The organism is Bacillus pumilus, from assembly GCF_024498355.1.
GTDB classification, from domain to species: Bacteria; Bacillota; Bacilli; order Bacillales; family Bacillaceae; genus Bacillus; species Bacillus pumilus_P.
This window is the reverse complement of sequence record NZ_CP101833.1, coordinates 424,845-441,340: the sequence shown is the minus strand read 5'-3', so window position 1 is coordinate 441,340 and position 16,496 is coordinate 424,845. Positions and strand designations below refer to the sequence as shown.

16 protein-coding genes are annotated in these 16,496 nt (G+C 44.3%); 6 read left to right on the top strand and 10 right to left on the bottom strand.

The annotated features are described in order from the left end of the window. Nucleotides 1-38: 38 nt before the first annotated feature. Complete coding sequence (gene gabR, locus NPA43_RS02135) at nucleotides 39-1,463, top strand: MocR-like transcriptional regulator GabR (protein WP_099726049.1); 1,425 nt, start codon at nucleotides 39-41, stop codon at nucleotides 1,461-1,463. A 31-nt stretch (nucleotides 1,464-1,494) separates the two neighbouring features. On the opposite strand, the gene NPA43_RS02130 is transcribed toward gabR, so the two are convergent. Then, entirely contained in the window at nucleotides 1,495-1,806 is a 312-nt protein-coding gene (locus NPA43_RS02130) for an ArsR/SmtB family transcription factor (protein ID WP_099726050.1), read from the bottom strand. A gap of 197 nt (nucleotides 1,807-2,003) precedes the next feature. Between NPA43_RS02130 and NPA43_RS02125 the strand changes: the two genes are divergently transcribed. From NPA43_RS02125 to NPA43_RS02110, 4 genes are all read left to right on the top strand, one after another. Then, nucleotides 2,004-2,870 (top strand): TetR/AcrR family transcriptional regulator, encoded by an 867-nt coding sequence (locus tag NPA43_RS02125; protein ID WP_230031289.1) that lies wholly within the window; start codon nucleotides 2,004-2,006, stop codon nucleotides 2,868-2,870. A gap of 16 nt (nucleotides 2,871-2,886) precedes the next feature. Then, entirely contained in the window at nucleotides 2,887-4,320 is a 1,434-nt protein-coding gene (locus tag NPA43_RS02120; protein WP_099726052.1) for an MDR family MFS transporter, read from the top strand. A gap of 173 nt (nucleotides 4,321-4,493) precedes the next feature. After that, nucleotides 4,494-5,870, top strand: a complete 1,377-nt coding sequence (locus tag NPA43_RS02115) for an aspartate kinase (protein WP_099726053.1) — start codon at nucleotides 4,494-4,496, stop codon at nucleotides 5,868-5,870. Between the two features lie 163 nt (nucleotides 5,871-6,033). Then, a complete protein-coding gene (locus tag NPA43_RS02110) occupies nucleotides 6,034-6,879 on the top strand; it encodes a GAF domain-containing protein (protein ID WP_256499304.1) in 846 nt (281 codons plus the stop codon). 33 nt (nucleotides 6,880-6,912) lie between these two features. On the opposite strand, the gene NPA43_RS02105 is transcribed toward NPA43_RS02110, so the two are convergent. Together NPA43_RS02105 and NPA43_RS02100 are read right to left on the bottom strand one after the other, a co-directional pair. Beyond that, nucleotides 6,913-8,340 carry a sensor histidine kinase gene (locus tag NPA43_RS02105; protein ID WP_256499303.1) on the bottom strand — a complete coding sequence of 476 codons (1,428 nt, stop codon included), beginning with the start codon at nucleotides 8,338-8,340 and terminating at the stop codon, nucleotides 6,913-6,915. After that, entirely contained in the window at nucleotides 8,330-9,022 is a 693-nt protein-coding gene (locus NPA43_RS02100; protein WP_256499647.1) for a response regulator transcription factor, read from the bottom strand. The genes NPA43_RS02105 and NPA43_RS02100 overlap by 11 nt, the downstream gene beginning before the upstream one ends. A 220-nt stretch (nucleotides 9,023-9,242) precedes the next feature. On the opposite strand from NPA43_RS02100, the gene NPA43_RS02095 reads away from it, so the two are divergent. Continuing rightward, nucleotides 9,243-9,695 (top strand): SMI1/KNR4 family protein, encoded by a 453-nt coding sequence (locus tag NPA43_RS02095; RefSeq protein ID WP_256499302.1) that lies wholly within the window; start codon nucleotides 9,243-9,245, stop codon nucleotides 9,693-9,695. A gap of 51 nt (nucleotides 9,696-9,746) precedes the next feature. Here the strand turns inward: NPA43_RS02095 and NPA43_RS02090 are convergent, their stop codons facing one another. The 7 genes from NPA43_RS02090 to NPA43_RS02060 are packed head-to-tail and all read right to left on the bottom strand — an operon-like array spanning nucleotide 9,747 to nucleotide 16,385. Next, on the bottom strand, nucleotides 9,747-11,081 hold the full coding sequence (locus NPA43_RS02090; RefSeq protein WP_256499301.1) for an MmgE/PrpD family protein: 1,335 nt from the start codon (nucleotides 11,079-11,081) through the stop codon (nucleotides 9,747-9,749). Continuing rightward, nucleotides 11,072-12,229 carry an amidohydrolase gene (locus NPA43_RS02085; RefSeq protein ID WP_305881446.1) on the bottom strand — a complete coding sequence of 386 codons (1,158 nt, stop codon included), beginning with the start codon at nucleotides 12,227-12,229 and terminating at the stop codon, nucleotides 11,072-11,074. Before NPA43_RS02085 ends, NPA43_RS02090 begins: the two co-directional genes overlap by 10 nt. A gap of 34 nt (nucleotides 12,230-12,263) precedes the next feature. Further along, nucleotides 12,264-13,010, bottom strand: coding sequence for an amino acid ABC transporter ATP-binding protein (locus NPA43_RS02080; protein ID WP_230031283.1), 747 nt, complete (start codon nucleotides 13,008-13,010; stop codon nucleotides 12,264-12,266). A gap of 12 nt (nucleotides 13,011-13,022) precedes the next feature. Further along, nucleotides 13,023-13,697 (bottom strand): amino acid ABC transporter permease, encoded by a 675-nt coding sequence (locus NPA43_RS02075; RefSeq protein WP_230031282.1) that lies wholly within the window; start codon nucleotides 13,695-13,697, stop codon nucleotides 13,023-13,025. Between the two features lie 24 nt (nucleotides 13,698-13,721). Continuing rightward, the gene (locus NPA43_RS02070) at nucleotides 13,722-14,516 is read right to left on the bottom strand and encodes an amino acid ABC transporter substrate-binding protein (protein WP_099726060.1); all 795 of its coding nucleotides are present in this window, start codon (nucleotides 14,514-14,516) and stop codon (nucleotides 13,722-13,724) included. A gap of 22 nt (nucleotides 14,517-14,538) precedes the next feature. Further along, nucleotides 14,539-15,042, bottom strand: a complete 504-nt coding sequence (locus NPA43_RS02065; protein WP_099726061.1) for a GNAT family N-acetyltransferase — start codon at nucleotides 15,040-15,042, stop codon at nucleotides 14,539-14,541. Between the two features lie 17 nt (nucleotides 15,043-15,059). Beyond that, complete coding sequence (locus NPA43_RS02060; protein WP_099726062.1) at nucleotides 15,060-16,385, bottom strand: LLM class flavin-dependent oxidoreductase; 1,326 nt, start codon at nucleotides 16,383-16,385, stop codon at nucleotides 15,060-15,062. Nucleotides 16,386-16,496 lie beyond the last annotated feature (111 nt).

Genomic DNA, 16,496 nt, shown 5'->3' with positions numbered 1-16,496 from the left:
CATTTTTTTGATGGTATCAGAGAGGATGGAATGGCGTGATGCTGACAATTCAACTAGATCAAACAAGAGCAAACGGATTTATTTATCATCAAATCTATACAAAAATTAAAGATGAAATTTTAAATCGAAATCTTCAGCCCCACGATCAATTACCCTCTAAACGAGAGTTAGCCGATACATTAAAAGTCAGCGTCAATTCGGTGAATGGCGCGTATCAACAGCTGCTTGCCGAGGGATATTTATATTCGGTTGAGCGCAAAGGCTTTTTTGTGGAATCACTTGAAACGTTTCATGAATCAGGTCAGCTGAAACCCTCTTCCCTTCCAGCGGATTTAAAGGAAGAGCCTATTGCGCGAGACGACTGGTATTCCTTTTCACACATCTCCGTTGATACAGCAAACTTTCCTTTTAAAAGCTGGCTGAAAAGTGAACAAAAGGCGATCAGTCTTCACCAAGAAGCCTTTGGTGAGCTTCCGCATCCACAAGGCGTTTATGAGCTGCGGGAAACGATCGCCCGGCTGATTGGACTTGCACGAGGCGTTAAATGCTACCCAGAGCAGCTCATTTTAAGCGCAGGCACACAGTCACTCATTCATTCGTTATCGAGCATTCTTCCGGCTGATCAAGTATACGGGTTAGAAAACCCTGGCTACCGCAGGCTCTATCAAATGCTGAAAAACAATCATCACCGAATTGAAACGATTGGGATTGACCAAAAAGGTGTGCGGATGAGCGACATTCACAAAAAACAGCCGAATGTCTTAATCATTACCCCTTCTCATCAGTTCCCAACAGGGGTCATCATGCCGATTTCTCGGAGGATACAGTTGTTAAACTGGGCGGCTGATCAGCAAGACCGCTATATCATTGAGGACGATTATGACAGTGAATTTAAGTATGGCACAGACAGCATACCAGCGCTGCAAAGCCTTGATCGATATGACAAAGTCATTTATATGGGGACCTTTTCTAAATCATTGCTGCCCGGCTTGCGGATCAGCTACATGGTGCTCCCGCAGCATTTATTAAGACGCTATAAGGAAGAACAGCATTTTTTCATTCAAACAGCCAATCTTTTTACCCAATACACCCTTCTTCATTTTATTAAAGACGGCGCGTATCAGCGGCATATTAAGAGAATGAATGGATTATATGAAGAAAAAAGGAAGCAGCTCATCGGAGAACTCGACACCGTTTTTGCTGACAACGTGCGCATTATTGGGGAAAATGCAGGTCTTCATTTTATCGCAGAGTTCCGCTCAGATCGAACGCAGCACGACATTTTAAAGCGAGCCAAAGAAAGAAAGCTGAAAATGTACGGGATGGACCGTTTTACCCTTGATGAGCATTTGCCAGGGCATCAAGAAGGCTTTGTCCCGCTCGTCCTCGGCTTCTCACATATGCGGCCAGAGGATATTCAGCCAGCGGTGAAACGGCTGTACGAGTCGATTTATGGGAAATAAAATAGCCAGCTGCTCTTCATAGACAGCTGGCTTACCACCGCTCTTTATCTACAGATAAAATCGATGACACAAGTCCAGGAAAAGCGGTCTCGATGTCTTCTTTTCTTAGAGAATAGTAGCGGTGCTTCCCGTCAATTCTCACTTTCACGACGCCTGCCTCCCTCAGCACTTTGAAATGATGGGAAAGCGTGGATTTGGCAATGTTCATATCATATGTGCCGCATGTCCTCTCCCCCGCTTCTGCTAAGCAGCGGACAATTTCTAATCGGACAGGGTCAGCCAATGCTTGCAGCACAGAAATCAGTGTCATGTCTTCTCGGTTTGGATGGATTGGATTATTCATACGATAAATGTATCGTATTTCTTTATAACATACAATCTCATTCCTAAATAGAACGATCAATACCTGTCATACAGATAGGTATTTTTTTAAGTTCGTTTTCTTGAAATAAGCCCTTGGTTTTGTTATCATGTCAAAAGTGACCACTCGGTTTCCATTGTGACCACATGGTTTTGCCGATTCGGAAAGGACTTAAGAAAATGAAAGAAAAGCAAGAAGAGATTTTGCGGGTTTCGAAAAAATTGTTTTCACAAAAAGGCTATATGAGTGTCTCCATGCAGTCGATTGCTGATGCCTGTAAAATATCAAAAGCGTCTATTTATAAACTGTTTGATTCAAAGGAAGAGCTTCTATTAGAACTGATTAAATATAATCAGCGCAAGATGAGGGAGATTTCTCACCTCATTCATTCAGAAGCGACGCTGTCCAAAAAGGAAAAATTCACAAAGAAGATTAAGCTTGAGCTTGAAGAGTTTAAAGAGAATCATAAATTTTTAAATATGCTGTCCTTCGAAGCATTTTCTCAGCATTCCCCCATTGTCAAAAAGCATTTGCGTGAAACACGCTCTATTATCATGCAGCGGCACAGAGATATTATTTTAAGCACATATGGCGAAACTGTTGCTCCTTATGTCTGGGATCTTGTGATTGTCCTCAATGGATTAATGAGAGAAGTCATCTTAATGCTGGCGATTGAGCATAAGAACATTCAATTAGAAAATGCTGCCGAAATGATCATCGGTGTGATGGACCGTGTATCGAAAAAGCCTTGCTCCATTGAGCCTGTGTTAACAGATGAGCTGATGGACTCTTATCTGCTTTCCTCACAGGACGAATATGATGAAGAAAAACATGTCATTACGTACTTAACGAAGATCAAGCAAGAGCTTCATGCACTTTCAAACGGAGAAGAAAAGGACGATCTCCTCTCTGCATTTGAGCTGCTGAATCAAGAATTATCAAAGGATCAACCGAGAACCTTTTTAATCAGCTCATTGCTCGATTATTTAGGCAAAAACAGCGTTTTATCTCAAAACGTGTCACAGCTGAAAAGCATCATTTTATAGATAAAGAAGGGATAACATGAACCAATCAACAACATCGTATAATCGACCTGTGATTGTTGGGATTTTTCTCGTCGGGGCATTCGTCGCGATTCTAAACCAAACGCTGCTCATTCCAGCGATCCCACACATCATGGAGGAATTCAATATTGATGTCAGTAAAGGACAATGGCTGACTACAGCCTTTATGCTGACAAACGGGATTCTCATCCCGATTACTGCCTTCTTAATAGAGAAATTTTCGAGCCGTGCCTTAGTTTTAACGGCTCTTAGCATTTTTACAGCAGGTACGATTCTTGCTGCGTTTGCAACAAATTTCCCTGTGTTACTTGCAGCGCGTATTGTACAGGCAGCCGGTGCAGGGATTTTAATGCCGCTAATGCAAACGATCTTTTTGACCATTTTCCCGAAAGAAAAACGCGGGCAGGCCATGGGAATGGTCGGACTTGTCATCTCGTTTGCACCAGCGCTTGGGCCAACACTTGGCGGATGGATTGTCGATTCCTTTAGTTGGAAATTTTTGTTCTATATTGTTCTGCCAATCGGTATCATTGATCTCATTCTTGCTTATTTCTTAATGAAAAATGTCACGCAGCAAAGAGAGACACGTATTGATGTCTTATCCGTCATCCTGTCGTCCTTCGGTTTCGGCGGTTTACTGTACGGGTTTTCTAGTGTGGGCTCATATGGATGGACGAGTGCACCTGTCCTCATTTCGCTGATTGTCGGCGCCGTGAGCTTATTCCTCTTTATCCTGCGTCAGTCGAATTTGGAAAGACCGATGCTTGAGTTTGGTGTATTTAAGTTTGCGGTCTTTAGCTTAACAACCTTCCTCGGCATGCTCGTCTTTGCTTTACTGATTGGAACTGAGACCATTCTGCCGCTCTATACGCAGAATGTCAGAGGGTTGTCTGCGCTTGATACAGGACTTATCTTATTGCCGGGTGCTCTCTTTATGGGATTCCTGTCACCGATTATCGGACGGATTTTTGATAAAGTCGGCGGAAGAGGGCTGGCAATAGGCGGGTTTACGATATTAACCGTCACCTCCCTGCCATTTATGATGCTAAGCCTTGATTCTTCGATTGCTCTCATTACGGTGGCCTACACGCTTCGCTTAATCGGAGTTGGGATGATCATGATGCCGCTGACAACAGCAGGTATTAACTCTTTACCACCGCAGCTTATCCCGCATGGGACAGCGATGAATAACACGATGAGACAAATGGGCGGCTCTATTGGGACGGCTGTGCTTGTCTCTATTATGAGCAGTTCTGCTGCAAATGCAGAAATAGCTCATCCATTGAAATCAGCCGTTCATGGCATGAATACGTCATTTATCGTTTCTGGTCTGATTGCGGTCGTTGGACTCGTCCTCGCGTTTTTCTTAAAGGAAAAACGCGAGAACAAAGTGAGGAAACAGGAGCTGTCTTCCTCCTCATCTTCTTCATAAGAAAAAGGGCTCGGCATATTGCCGGCCCTTTTTTCATATGACCCTCTATATCGTCCTCTCTGAAAATACATTTGTTTTTATAGAGAAGAAAAACCTTGATCATTTGAAGAAAAGAGTTGATAATAGGAACTATTCAATTTGTGAGAAAATTTTTACTATAGGAGATGTATGCATTGAAGGTCGTTAAATTTGGTGGCAGTTCTCTTGCATCTGGCAAGCAGCTGCAAAAGGTATTTGACATTGTAACAGCAGATCCAGCTCGAAAAGCAGTCGTTGTTTCCGCACCAGGAAAACGGCATTCAACGGATACGAAGGTCACCGATCTATTAATTAGCTGTGGTGAACAATATTTACGTTTAGGTGAAGCACATGATTTACAGGAAGCCGTCATCGAGCGGTATGCCTCGATTGCTGATGAACTAGGTTTAGGTCATCACATTATTGACACCATCCGGCACGACCTAGACGCATTATTACAGGCTGATTCGTCTCATCCTGAGCGTTATCTTGATGCTATCAAAGCAAGTGGTGAAGATAATAACGCGAAGCTGATTGCCGCCTATTTCCGCCATCAAGGTGTCGAGGCCCACTATGTGAATCCAAAGGAAGCTGGTTTATTTGTGAGCAACGAGCCTGGCCAAGCGCAAGTCCTCCCGGAATCATATGATCATTTGTACAAATTAAGAGAACGCTCTGGCATCATTGTATTCCCTGGGTTTTTTGGCTTCAGTCTAGCGGGTGATATCGTCACCTTTTCTCGAAGCGGATCAGATATTACCGGTTCCATTTTGGCAAACGGGCTGAAGGCAGATGTGTATGAAAACTTTACAGATGTGGATGCTGTCTACGCCGTCAATCCAACGATCGTTCACGAGCCAAAGGAGATCACTGAACTGACGTATCGGGAAATGCGTGAACTGTCCTATGCTGGTTTTTCTGTGTTCCATGATGAAGCGCTCATTCCGGCTTTCCGGGCAGGCATCCCTGTTCAAATTAAAAACACCAATAATCCAGCAGCCAAAGGCACAAAAATCGTGAGTCAGCGGGATCATACGAATGGGCCTGTTGTTGGCATCGCCTCAGATCATGGATTTTGCAGCATTTATATCAGTAAATATTTGATGAACCGAGAAGTCGGCTTTGGACGTAAGGTGCTGCAAACATTAGAGGAATATGGCCTTACTTATGAGCATGTTCCCTCAGGTATTGATGATATGACCATTATTTTAAGGCAGGATCAGCTGGAGGAGCAGCATATTGAACAAGAGCTGTTAGACCGCCTGACGCTCGTGCTTAATGCTGATGAGGTCACTTTAGAGCGGAATCTCTCCCTCATTATGGTCGTAGGAGAAGCGATGCGTCATAATGTTGGCACAACAGCAAGAGCGGCAAAGGCACTGTCAAAAGCCAAGGTCAATATTGAAATGATCAACCAGGGCTCTTCAGAGGTCAGCATGATGTTTGGCGTCAAAGCGGCTCAAGAAAAAGAAGCCGTTCAGGCCTTGTATGAGGAATTTTTCTCTATGTCTACTGTACCTGTCTCCATTTAATTAGCAGACTGTCAGATCTCCGGATCGGCAGTCTTTTTGATCTAACGCGCTTCGAGCTGATTTGCGCATTAAAGTATATCTATTTCTCGTTTGATTTTGTATGATAGAGACAAATCAACTACCGTTCCGGCCTTTGATCGGAGCTACAAGGAGTCCTAAAACAATGCCTCGTCAACAACTATTAAAACAGTTTCGCAATTTTCATGATGCTTCTACAAGTATTTTAAACATGATGAGTCAATTCATTGATGTGAATACACTGTTTATTGCTAAAAATGATCAAAACACCAATCAGATTGTAAAGGTGCTAAATCATGACGAGCAGCTTCTTGAAGAAGGGGAAGAACTTCCTTACGAAAAGACATTTTGCAAGCTGGCGGTCGATTATCAGGATACACTGGTGATCCCTGATATTTCATTGGACGACCGTTCTAGATACTTGGAGGTCACGAAACGGCTTCAAGGCGGCTCGTTCATTGGGGTTCCCATTGATTTTACAGATGGCACGAACTACGGAACGATTTGTGGACTTGATCTAAGGGCGCAGCAGTTTACAGAAGAGCATGTGTATATGTTTGAAACGATGGCTTCTTTATTAAGCTACGTCCTTGAACTCGACCGTGCCAACCGGCAGATTCAGCAATTATCTGTACCGATCGTACCAGTTGTTGACGGTGTCGCCGTGCTCCCTCTTCTTGGTGATATCGAAGAGACACGTGCTCAGCATATTTTAGAAACCATTTTACAGGAAAGCTACAGGCTGTCGCTCTCTCATCTGGTCATCGATGTATCGGGAACAAAACGCCTGAATGAACAAAGCATTCAATATTTGGTCAGCTATGCGCAAACGCTGAGACTTTTAGGGATTTCGGCTGTATTAACAGGTGTTAAGCAAGACCTTGCTTTAAGTGCGATTCAGTCTAATATTTCATTTAAAGATATCACCATTCGTAAAGATTTACCGCAAGCGCTAGCTCATATCGGCTTAACGTTTACCAAAAATGAATAAGTGATGATTTTCAAAAGGGCTAGAGATTTTGTTTTAGCCCTTTTCTTCTGGAAACGGCAGTCGAATGGTAAATGTTGTTCCTTTGTTTTTTTCACTTTTCATATCGATATGCCCTTCATGCAAGTCCACAAGCTGCTTCACAATGGACAAACCCAGTCCGTATTCTCCATACGGTGTATTCGTTCTGGAGATATCCGCTTTATAAAAACGTTCCCATATGTGTTTGACTTCGTCTGGCGCAATGCCAATGCCCGTGTCTTCAATTTCAATGACCGTCTCTTGATTCTCTTGTTTCCCTCTTAAGGAAATACGGCCGCCTTCTGTGAATTGAATGGCGTTCTTTGTGATATTGACAAGGATTTGAATGAGCCGGTCATAATCTGCGTATACCTTTTGTTCAGGATCAACGTCTACGATCAGCTGATTGTTTTTCTCTTCAGCGATTCGGCTCAGCTGCTCTTTGATCACTTCAAACGTATCAATGAGTGGATAGTGAAATTTTTGAAGGGTAATTTGATTCGATCTGATTTTCTCATAATCCATATTCTCATTGACGAGGCGCAGCATTCGTTTTGTCTCGTCTGTGATTAAGGCATAGCATTTCTCTTTCTCTTCTGCCGGCACATCCGCTGTGTTCAGCCATTCTACCAACCCTCGAATGGTGGTCAGCGGCGTTTTTAATTCGTGAGACACATCAGCGATGAATTGACGTCTCCGCTTTTCAAGCCGGTCAATTTCCTCTCTTGATCGTTGGAGGCGTTCGGCCATCATATTAAAATCCTCACTAAGTGTGCCAATTTCATCAAGGTGTTTGTTTTCAAGGTTGATATTGTAATCGCCTTGTGCAATCTTTTCAGTCGCCTCTCTCAATTTTTTGATTCGCTTCACATGAAATTTAGACAGAAACAGACTGAGAATAAAGGTAATCGTCAGTGCCACAAATACGATGATATACAGATAGCGGTTCATCTGGGCGATGAGCTGTTCAGCTCCTTGAATCGGAGCAATGAGGACGACTCCGCCCTTCAGCTTCCCATCCTCCATGACAGGGAGCGCCACAAGTGATGCCTCTTGATCGAGGCGGCGTGAATCACTCCGCTTCACGATGATTTGCTCTCCTTTTGAGAGCTTCACCCATAAATCCTTTGTCAGCAAAGCTTCATGCGGAGGCATCCCCTGCTGCTGAGACAGAACATCCCCTTTCTCATCAAACACGAAAAAGCGAATTTGTCTTGTCGAGAGAATATCTTCAAATGGACGCAGACGGAAGATCATCTCGGTTTTAGGCAGCTGTTTAAAATTCTGCAAGATTTCATTGCCATAGGAGCTCATTTCATCGACCCTGTTTTGATAGGCAATATCTTTCACAAAATGAGATAAGAGGGTGCTGATAATCATGATGGCGATGAGCAATAACCCAAGGTGGCTAATCAGCAGCTGATAAAAATATTTAATCTTCATCGAACTTATACCCTACGCCCCATACTGTATACAAAAAGGGCTTAGGCCCGTCCCCAATTTTTTGGCGAAGCCGTTTAATATGAACATCAACCGTCCGTTCATCTCCATAAAATTGATATCCCCAAATCTGTTCCAGTAATTGCTCGCGCGAAAACACTTGCCGAGGATGGTGAATAAAAAAACACAGCAGATCATATTCCTTTGGCGTCAAGTTCTCAATACGCTCTCCATCTAGAAAGACTTCTCTCGTTTTCTTATCTAATTGAAAATACGCTGTCTCCAGCCGTTCGTCCTCTTTCACCTTTTCTAGAGTGGATGTATGAGCAAAGCGTCGTTTCACCGCTTTGATTCTTGCCATTAAGGTCAAAGGACTAAAGGGTTTGGTCACATAATCATCTGCTCCAAGATCAAAACCAAGCACCTGATCAGACTCGGTTTCCTTTGCCGTCAGCATAATAATCGGAACATCACTGATCTTGCGCACCTTTTGACAAATGGTCAAACCATCCATCGACGGAAGCATGACATCTAAGATGAGCAAATCCCAATCCTCCTCTTGCTGAAACCGATTCAGTCCTTCTAGTCCATCATGAACGAATTCTACTTGAAACCCCTCTCTTTGAAAAAACATATCTGTCATTGTACAAACGCTCTGATTGTCTTCAATCATTAATATTTTCATCATCAGCCTCCGCTGTTGCTTGTTTTTCTTTATGTAGCTTTATTTTACATGTTCCTTCTCAAATCTCAATTGGATTCAAACGATTTCATGAACTTATCATGGTTTGGTCATCTTTTATTCATACTTTTTGATGGCGTTGGATGCATCATCCAATAAAATGTTAGAATGGGGGGGAAATGAAGAAAATTCCTCGATAAGGCGTTGTAAAAGGTGGGTCAACATGTTAGTTGAAGATATGATTCTACATTACTTTAAAAAATATCAAGATGAGGACAGTGTCATTTATGGTTCTTTGACTGATGAAGAAGTCTCCTATATTGAAAAAGAATTAAATGTCACGCTTCCCGATAGTTATAAATGGTATATCAAACAGTTTGGAACAGGCGGGATTTTAGGGATTCATATTGAGGGCGGTTCACCTAGTGAAATTGAAGAATCACCTGTCATTGAGGCCACTCGTACTTTTCAAGAACAAGGTCTTCCTGAAGGCTATGTGGTCATAGTCAATCACGGTCCTTATATGATGGTACTAGACACAAACCAAATGAAAGATGGCGAGTGCTCAGTGCTTAATTGGTCTCCATATGAGAATAATACCATTTACGCCAAAGACCACTTCTTTGAATATCTTCTTTGCGAAATCATAGAAGGCATTGACTCTTTTGCAGAATAATAATTGAATCCATTAAAAAAGGCTCATCTCGATTGATGAGCCTTTTCCTTACTAATCCAGCAGCTGCAGATAAGAAGAGTCGTTTGCCGCTTCAATTGCTTGTAGGATCTGCTGTGCATGTGATGCGTCTATGACACTGCTTAACTTTTGCATGATGTCTTCTTTCGATAATGCGTGTCCGGGTGCTCCCCGCGGGATATCGACCCGCCTGCTGATGGTGGTGCCGTCAGATAAGGTGAGCTTCACAATGGTAAAGCGTCCTTTTGGGACAGCGTCTGGATGGGGGTCTATTGTTTGATCATATCCTCTGCTGACCCGCTTCATCCATGTCCGCATCTCGGGTGAAATGGTTTTTTTCGTAAAGGCATCCAGTGATAAAGTGTGTCCAAACACCGCAAGTGCGATGACGTACTCGACACTGAATCGTCCTTCTTCTCCAGTCAAGGGCGTCCGCTCCGTGAGCGCCGCATCTCCGCCAGGCGGAAAAATGACGTCGACCTGTTCAATCTGATTCTGTATGGAAGGGCGTTCTTTCACCAAAAATTCAATCGCTTCTGCTGCATGGTGCGCGGCGGAGCAGAACGGATATACTTTGAACCATAACCCTGGCGTGACAATGCGCCATATAGAACCATAGCCTTCTAGCAACCGTTTTTCCGCCAGCTCCTGATCTCCATAGAGTGAAAAGAAACCATTCTCCCCATCAAGAACCGATTCATTCCCGCCAAAACCTGAACAAGCTAAATCCATGGACCACACGGCTGTTTTAGCGGCTAAGCCAGCTTGTAATGGTTTCATATCAGAGCCAAACTGCTTTCGCATTCCGGATGATTGCGCTCCGGCAAAGCCGATCGCTTTTGTCAGCTCTTCTCGTGAGACTTGTTTCAAATAGCCGATAGCACATACTGCCGCAATGGCTCCGAGGGTTCCGGTATTATGCCAGCCCCGCTCATAATGCGCCTTGCCGATGGATTCGCCAAGCCTTGCCATCACTTCGACACCTGTTATGTAGGCGGCTAAAAATCGTTCGCCGTATCCTTTGCCGTCTGTCAGCTGTGAAAGCAATGCCGGGATGATGACCGCACTTGGATGTCCTCTCACATCTGAATGCACATCATCATAATCAAGGGCATGGATGAGGTAGCCGTTTAGCATTGCTGCGGATTGACGGCTGATCTTCTTACCCTGTCCAATGACGGGAACCTGCGCTGCCCCGCCTTCTTTTTCAACAAGCTGCATCAGCTTCTGAATCCCTTCATCCTCTTTCGCAGCAAGCGCTGCTGCCGCAGCGTCTAATAGACCGTTTTTGGCCATTTGTATGGCCCGCTGATCTTGCAGCGGATCAGCTGAAAGCACAGCCTCTGCCAGCTGTTTCGTTAGTTCCATGATGGTGACTCCAAAGCCCGAATGGCAAGCTCGGCAAAGAAAGCAGCAGCGACTGGAAGTGCGTCTTCATTTAACGTAAAGGCAGGATGATGCCATTCCTCGGTGCCGTTTGTCCCCATCCATACAAAAAAGCCTGGAATGCGCTCTTGATAAAGGGCAAAGTCTTCTCCGCCGGGTGACTGCTCTGCCTGTGCTACTGTGAGATCAAGTGCACCAGCCGTTTCTTCTACAACCTTTGTCAGGCGCTCGTCATTCATCACAGAAGGCAAATAGGGATGCCATCTCACTTCTGCCTTTGCGCCAAACCCTTCTGCAATCCCGCTTACGATTTGTTTCATGAGATCTGGAATCATCGCTCTCACTTCTGGCTCAAACGTACGAACGGTTCCTTCCATCTCGACACGGTCAGGAATCACATTCCATGACGTCCCGCCTTGAATACGTGTAATGCTGACAACCGCATGATGCAATGAGCTAATGCGGCGGCTGACGATTTGCTGGAGGGCGCTTGTGATCTGCCCGCTGATGGCAATTGGATCCACTGTGTGATTCGGAATCCCTGCATGACCGCCTGTTCCTTTAATATCGATTTCAAATCGATCGACACTTGCCATTAATGCTTTTTCTCTGATGCCGATGGTGCCCACTGGCAGGTCAGGTTTGTTATGCATACCGAAAATTGCATCCACCCCATCTAAAACACCTGCCTCTATGACGTGTTTCGCCCCTTGAGCGACCTCCTCAGCCGGTTGGAACAAAATGCGGACCGTTCCTTTGATCTCGTGTTTACGCTCGTTTAATAAGACCGCCGCACCAAAAATCGAAGCTGTATGAAAATCATGACCGCATGCATGCATTTTGCCCGGTTCCTTTGAAGCAAATGGTTCGCCAGATGCTTCTTCAATCGGAAGTGCATCAATATCGGCTCTCAGGGCAATTGTCGGTCCCTCTTGTTCTCCCTTTATTTCACAGACAATCCCTGTTTGAAGAGCTGGGACATCGAGTACAGTGATCCCTTCCTCTTCTAACCAGCGGCGCAGTTTCTTTGTCGTTTCATATTCTTCAAATGACAATTCTGGGTGCTCATGAAGCGCTCGGCGAATGTTAATTAAACGTTTGTTTAAGGCTTCATTTCCTATTGATTTCACTGGACATTCACCCCTCTTAAGAATAAAAAGCAGCTTATGCTTCTTCAGCCGCTGCTTCTTTTTGGATAAATCGTTTTGTTCGTTCATTCTTCGTTTTATCAAATAGTTCTGTTGGTGTCCCCTGCTCAATAATATGACCATCCGCCATGAAAATCACATGGTCTGCCACTTCTCTTGCAAACGCCATTTCATGTGTGACGATGATCATAGTTGTTTCTTGAATCGCAATGGATTTAATGACCTGAAGCACACCTGAGACGAGCTCTGGATCTAATGCTGACGTCGGTTCATCCAGTAAAATCGCATGTGGATCAACAGCTAACGCACGGGCAATGCCAATCCGCTGCTGCTGTCCGCCAGATAACGTGACCGGATAGCTGTCAGCCTTTTGTTCTAGCCCCACCTGCTTTAATAGCTTCATACCGATCTCATTCGCCTGCTGTTTCGTCATTTTTTTCGTCACAAGCAGTGATTCTGTAATGTTTTGTAGGGCTGTTTTGTTTTTAAATAGATTATAGCTTTGAAACACCATGGCTGTTTGTTGACGGAGGTGATGTGCTTCTTTACGTGTATATTTGGACGCATTCAGCTTCGCATCGCCAATTTCAATCGTGCCTTCATCTGGCGTTTCTAATAAATTTAAACAGCGCAGCAAGGTTGATTTACCGGAGCCAGAAGGTCCGATAATGGCCACAACCTGCCCTTTTTGTACGTCAAGATTGATTCCGTCCAAGACGACAAGGTCGCCGAATGATTTCTTCAAATTGGTGAGCTTGATCATGTCCACACCTCCTTAATTCCGGTAAGGTTTGCTGATTTTTCGTTCAAATAGGTCTTGCAGGAAGCTATAAATGATGGTCAGCACCCAGTACACAATCCCTACGGCTAAATAGGTTTCAAAGTATTTATAGTTCGCCGAGGCAATCATCTTCCCTTGTGCAAACATTTCTGCCACCCCGATGGTAAAGGCAAGAGATGTTTCTTTTAAAAGACCGATAAAGGTATTTCCCGTCGCTGGAATCGCATTTCTAATTGCCTGCGGGAAAATAATTCTGACGTAAGACTGCCATCTTGTCATGCCGACAGATAGGCAGGCCTCAAGCTGCCCTTCATCCACAGAATTGAGTGCCGCTCTGAAAATTTCTGCTAAGTACGCTGAGTTTTTAATACTTAATCCGATAATGACCGCTGTTAAGGCATCCATTGAGGTCATCGCAGGGAATAGCTGCGGAAGACCAAAATAAATGAGAAAGAGCTGAACCAAGGTTGGAACCGCTCTGAAGAAAGAAATATACAGCTTGGCAAATTGGTATAGGACAGGTATCCGGTTTTTTGTAATGAGAGCGAATACCACACCAATGATAATGGCAAATACCATGGAGACAATCGCCATGAAGATCGTTATCGGCAAGTATTGAATCAAGGTCGGAAAAACCGTCACCATATACTGCCAATCAATGTTATTCATGTCTGCTGTTCACCGCCGCTGTCTTTATTTTTTGATCGGCACTGTGACATCGTCTTTGAAATATTTCTCAGACAATTTCTTAAGTGTCCCGTCTTCTCTTAATTCTTTGATGGCTTTGTTAAATTCTTCTCTTAGCTTGTTATGCTTTTCATCTTTGGCAAATGGATAGCCCACTTCTTCATACACAATTGGGTTGCCTACGATCTTCAGTGGAAGACCTGTTTTTTCAATCTGAGCAAGTAATACACTGCGTCCGTTGACGTAAGCATCCACGCGGCCATTTGCCACTTCATTTAATACGCCGTCTTGCGTTTCATATGTTTTGATATTGATTTTCTTATCTGGGTCTTTGCTCTCTAGGTTTTTGGCATGGTTTGAGCCAAGAACCGCCGCCACTGTTTTTCCTTTTAAGTCGTCAAGACCTTTGATGTCGTTGTTGTCCTTTTTCACGATGATTTGTGTTCCTGCGTAAGCGTACGTATCTGTAAAGTTAAACGTTTGTTTACGCTCATCTGTGATCGCTACTTGGTTTGACACTGTATCCAGCTTACCAGATGTCAGTTGCCCCATGAGTCCGCTGAATTCACTCAGCTGCCAGTCTAGTTTGTAGCCCAGCTTTTTCGCAATCGCTTCTGTGACTTCGACATCAAATCCAACAAGCTTGCCGTTTTCTTTATAAGCAAATGGATAACTTTGTCCTGTTGCGCCTACTTTTAACACTTTTTCGTCTTTGCCTTCACTTTGATTGTTGCCGCCGCAAGCTGCTAAAACCGCAAGCATTGCCGCAAATAGAACGACTAGCCACTTTTTGTTTTTCATGTTCGTAAACCCTTCTTTCCTCTTATGGTTGTGTCATATCTGATCTTAATTGTTTTTTAAAATAAACCGTGATATGGCCCTTGCCTAAATCCTTTTCACCTGCTCTGACGTAGCCTTTTCGCTCATACATATCCATGAGCCACGGATGCTTATCTGCTGTACCGAGAGACACATATGGTACCTTCAGTGTATCCCTTAGCACTTCGGTTTCAACCCATTCCAGCAAGGCAGAGCCTGTGCCTTTTTTAGCGGCTGGTTCTGAGGCAAACCACCAGATGTGCGGGACGCCGAACGGTCCTGGCTGCTCTCCCCAAGGCATACGGAGTGATAAGGTGGATAAAATCTCCCCGTTTTCTTCCATGACATAGCAAAGATTCTTTTGTACATTTTGCTGAACGAGAGCAAAATCTGCATGTGCTGCTTGGAACTGGATGCCGAGCTCACGAATCGGCTCATAGGCTCTTGTTGTCAGTTCAAGCAGCGCTTCTGTATCTGCCTCTGTTGCCAGACGAAAAGTGTATCCCAACGTTAGTCACCTCATCCTTATGTCGTATAACGATTTTTTGGCTGCGTTAATCCGAGATTTTCTCGTAAGGTTTGTCCTGTGTATTCTGTTTTAAATAAGCCTCTTTCCTGAAGGATCGGGACGACGCGATCTACGAATACATCAAGTCCTTCTGGCAATAATGGCGGCATGACGTTAAAGCCGTCTGCTGCTTCCTCAGTGAGCCACGTTTCCATGACATCTGCTAGCTGCTCCGGTGTTCCAATGAAAATATGATGACCGCGAGAGCCGGCAACAGATTGGTAGAGCTGGCGAATGGTCAGGTTGCCGGTTCTCGCCATATTCATCACAAGATCAAAGCGGCTTTTCACCGCATTTGACGTGCTTGGATCAATCTCTGGAAGCGGCCCGTCTAATGGATACTGGGAAAGGTCAATACCACCTAAGTAGTTTTGCAAAATGCTTAGACCAATCTCAGGAACAATCAGCTCTTGTAATTCTTCATACTTCGCTTTTGCTTCTTCCTCTGTATCGGCAATGATCGGGAAGATGCCCGGCATGATGCTGACGTCCTCTCTAGCACGTCCAGCAGCCTCTACTTTCCCTTTCAAGCTTTGATAAAATTCCTTCGCCTTATCGAGATCGTTTTGGGCAGTGAAAATAAGCTCAGCTGTTTTGGCTGCAAGCTTTTGACCATCTTCGGAAGACCCTGCTTGAATGATCACCGGATGTCCTTGCGGCGTACGTGATACGTTGAGCGGGCCCCGTACAGAGAAGAACTCACCCTTGTGCTGCAGCTCATGAAGCTTACTAGACTCGAAGAATTTTCCCGTTTCTTGGTTTCTCACAAGTGCGTCCTCTTCCCAAGAATCCCAAAGGCCTTTGACGACCTCTACGAATTCTTCTGCTCGCTCGTATCGTTTGTGATGCGCTAAATGCTCTTCTCCGCTAAAATTTTTTGCTGTTTCTTCAATAGAAGAGGTGACCACATTCCATGCAGCTCTGCCGCCTGATAAATGATCAAGTGAGGCAAACTGTCTCGCAATATGGAATGGCTCACTGTATGTAGTGGATGCTGTTGCTGCTAAGCCAATTGTAGAGGTAGACTCTGCAATGGACGAAAGCAGTGTAAGCGGTTCAAATCTCGTTAATACGTTCGGATGAGAGGTTTGATTAATCGATAAGCTGTCGGCTAAAAAGAGCAAATCCAGCTTTCCTTCCTCTGCTTTTTTTGCTAATTGTTTAAAGTAATCAAGATTCATAGCTGCATCTGGTACTGCATTCGGATGTCTCCAAGAGGCGACATGATGTCCAGTTCCTGCGATGAATACGCCTAGCTTGAGCTTCCTTTTCGGCTGAGACACTTGTTCTTCATCCTTTCTATATCCTGCTATATCAAACTGAAGTCCTCATAAGATACATTTTTCTGATTGAATTAATCGGTTTTAACAATAAAAAAAGGGCAAATGTTGCGA

Bases quoted from the DNA above. Each gene is read 5' to 3' on its own strand.
- gabR (WP_099726049.1), top strand. From the start codon at position 39: ATGCTGACAATTCAACTAGATCAAACAAGAGCAAACGGATTTATTTAT.
- NPA43_RS02130 (WP_099726050.1), bottom strand. From the start codon at position 1,806: ATGAATAATCCAATCCATCCAAACCGAGAAGACATGACACTGATTTCT.
- NPA43_RS02125 (WP_230031289.1), top strand. From the start codon at position 2,004: ATGAAAGAAAAGCAAGAAGAGATTTTGCGGGTTTCGAAAAAATTGTTT.
- NPA43_RS02120 (WP_099726052.1), top strand. From the start codon at position 2,887: ATGAACCAATCAACAACATCGTATAATCGACCTGTGATTGTTGGGATT.
- NPA43_RS02110 (WP_256499304.1), top strand. From the start codon at position 6,034: ATGCCTCGTCAACAACTATTAAAACAGTTTCGCAATTTTCATGATGCT.
- NPA43_RS02105 (WP_256499303.1), bottom strand. From the start codon at position 8,340: ATGAAGATTAAATATTTTTATCAGCTGCTGATTAGCCACCTTGGGTTA.
- NPA43_RS02100 (WP_256499647.1), bottom strand. From the start codon at position 9,022: ATGAAAATATTAATGATTGAAGACAATCAGAGCGTTTGTACAATGACA.
- NPA43_RS02095 (WP_256499302.1), top strand. From the start codon at position 9,243: ATGTTAGTTGAAGATATGATTCTACATTACTTTAAAAAATATCAAGAT.
- NPA43_RS02090 (WP_256499301.1), bottom strand. From the start codon at position 11,081: ATGGAACTAACGAAACAGCTGGCAGAGGCTGTGCTTTCAGCTGATCCG.
- NPA43_RS02080 (WP_230031283.1), bottom strand. From the start codon at position 13,010: ATGATCAAGCTCACCAATTTGAAGAAATCATTCGGCGACCTTGTCGTC.
- NPA43_RS02075 (WP_230031282.1), bottom strand. From the start codon at position 13,697: ATGAATAACATTGATTGGCAGTATATGGTGACGGTTTTTCCGACCTTG.
- NPA43_RS02070 (WP_099726060.1), bottom strand. From the start codon at position 14,516: ATGAAAAACAAAAAGTGGCTAGTCGTTCTATTTGCGGCAATGCTTGCG.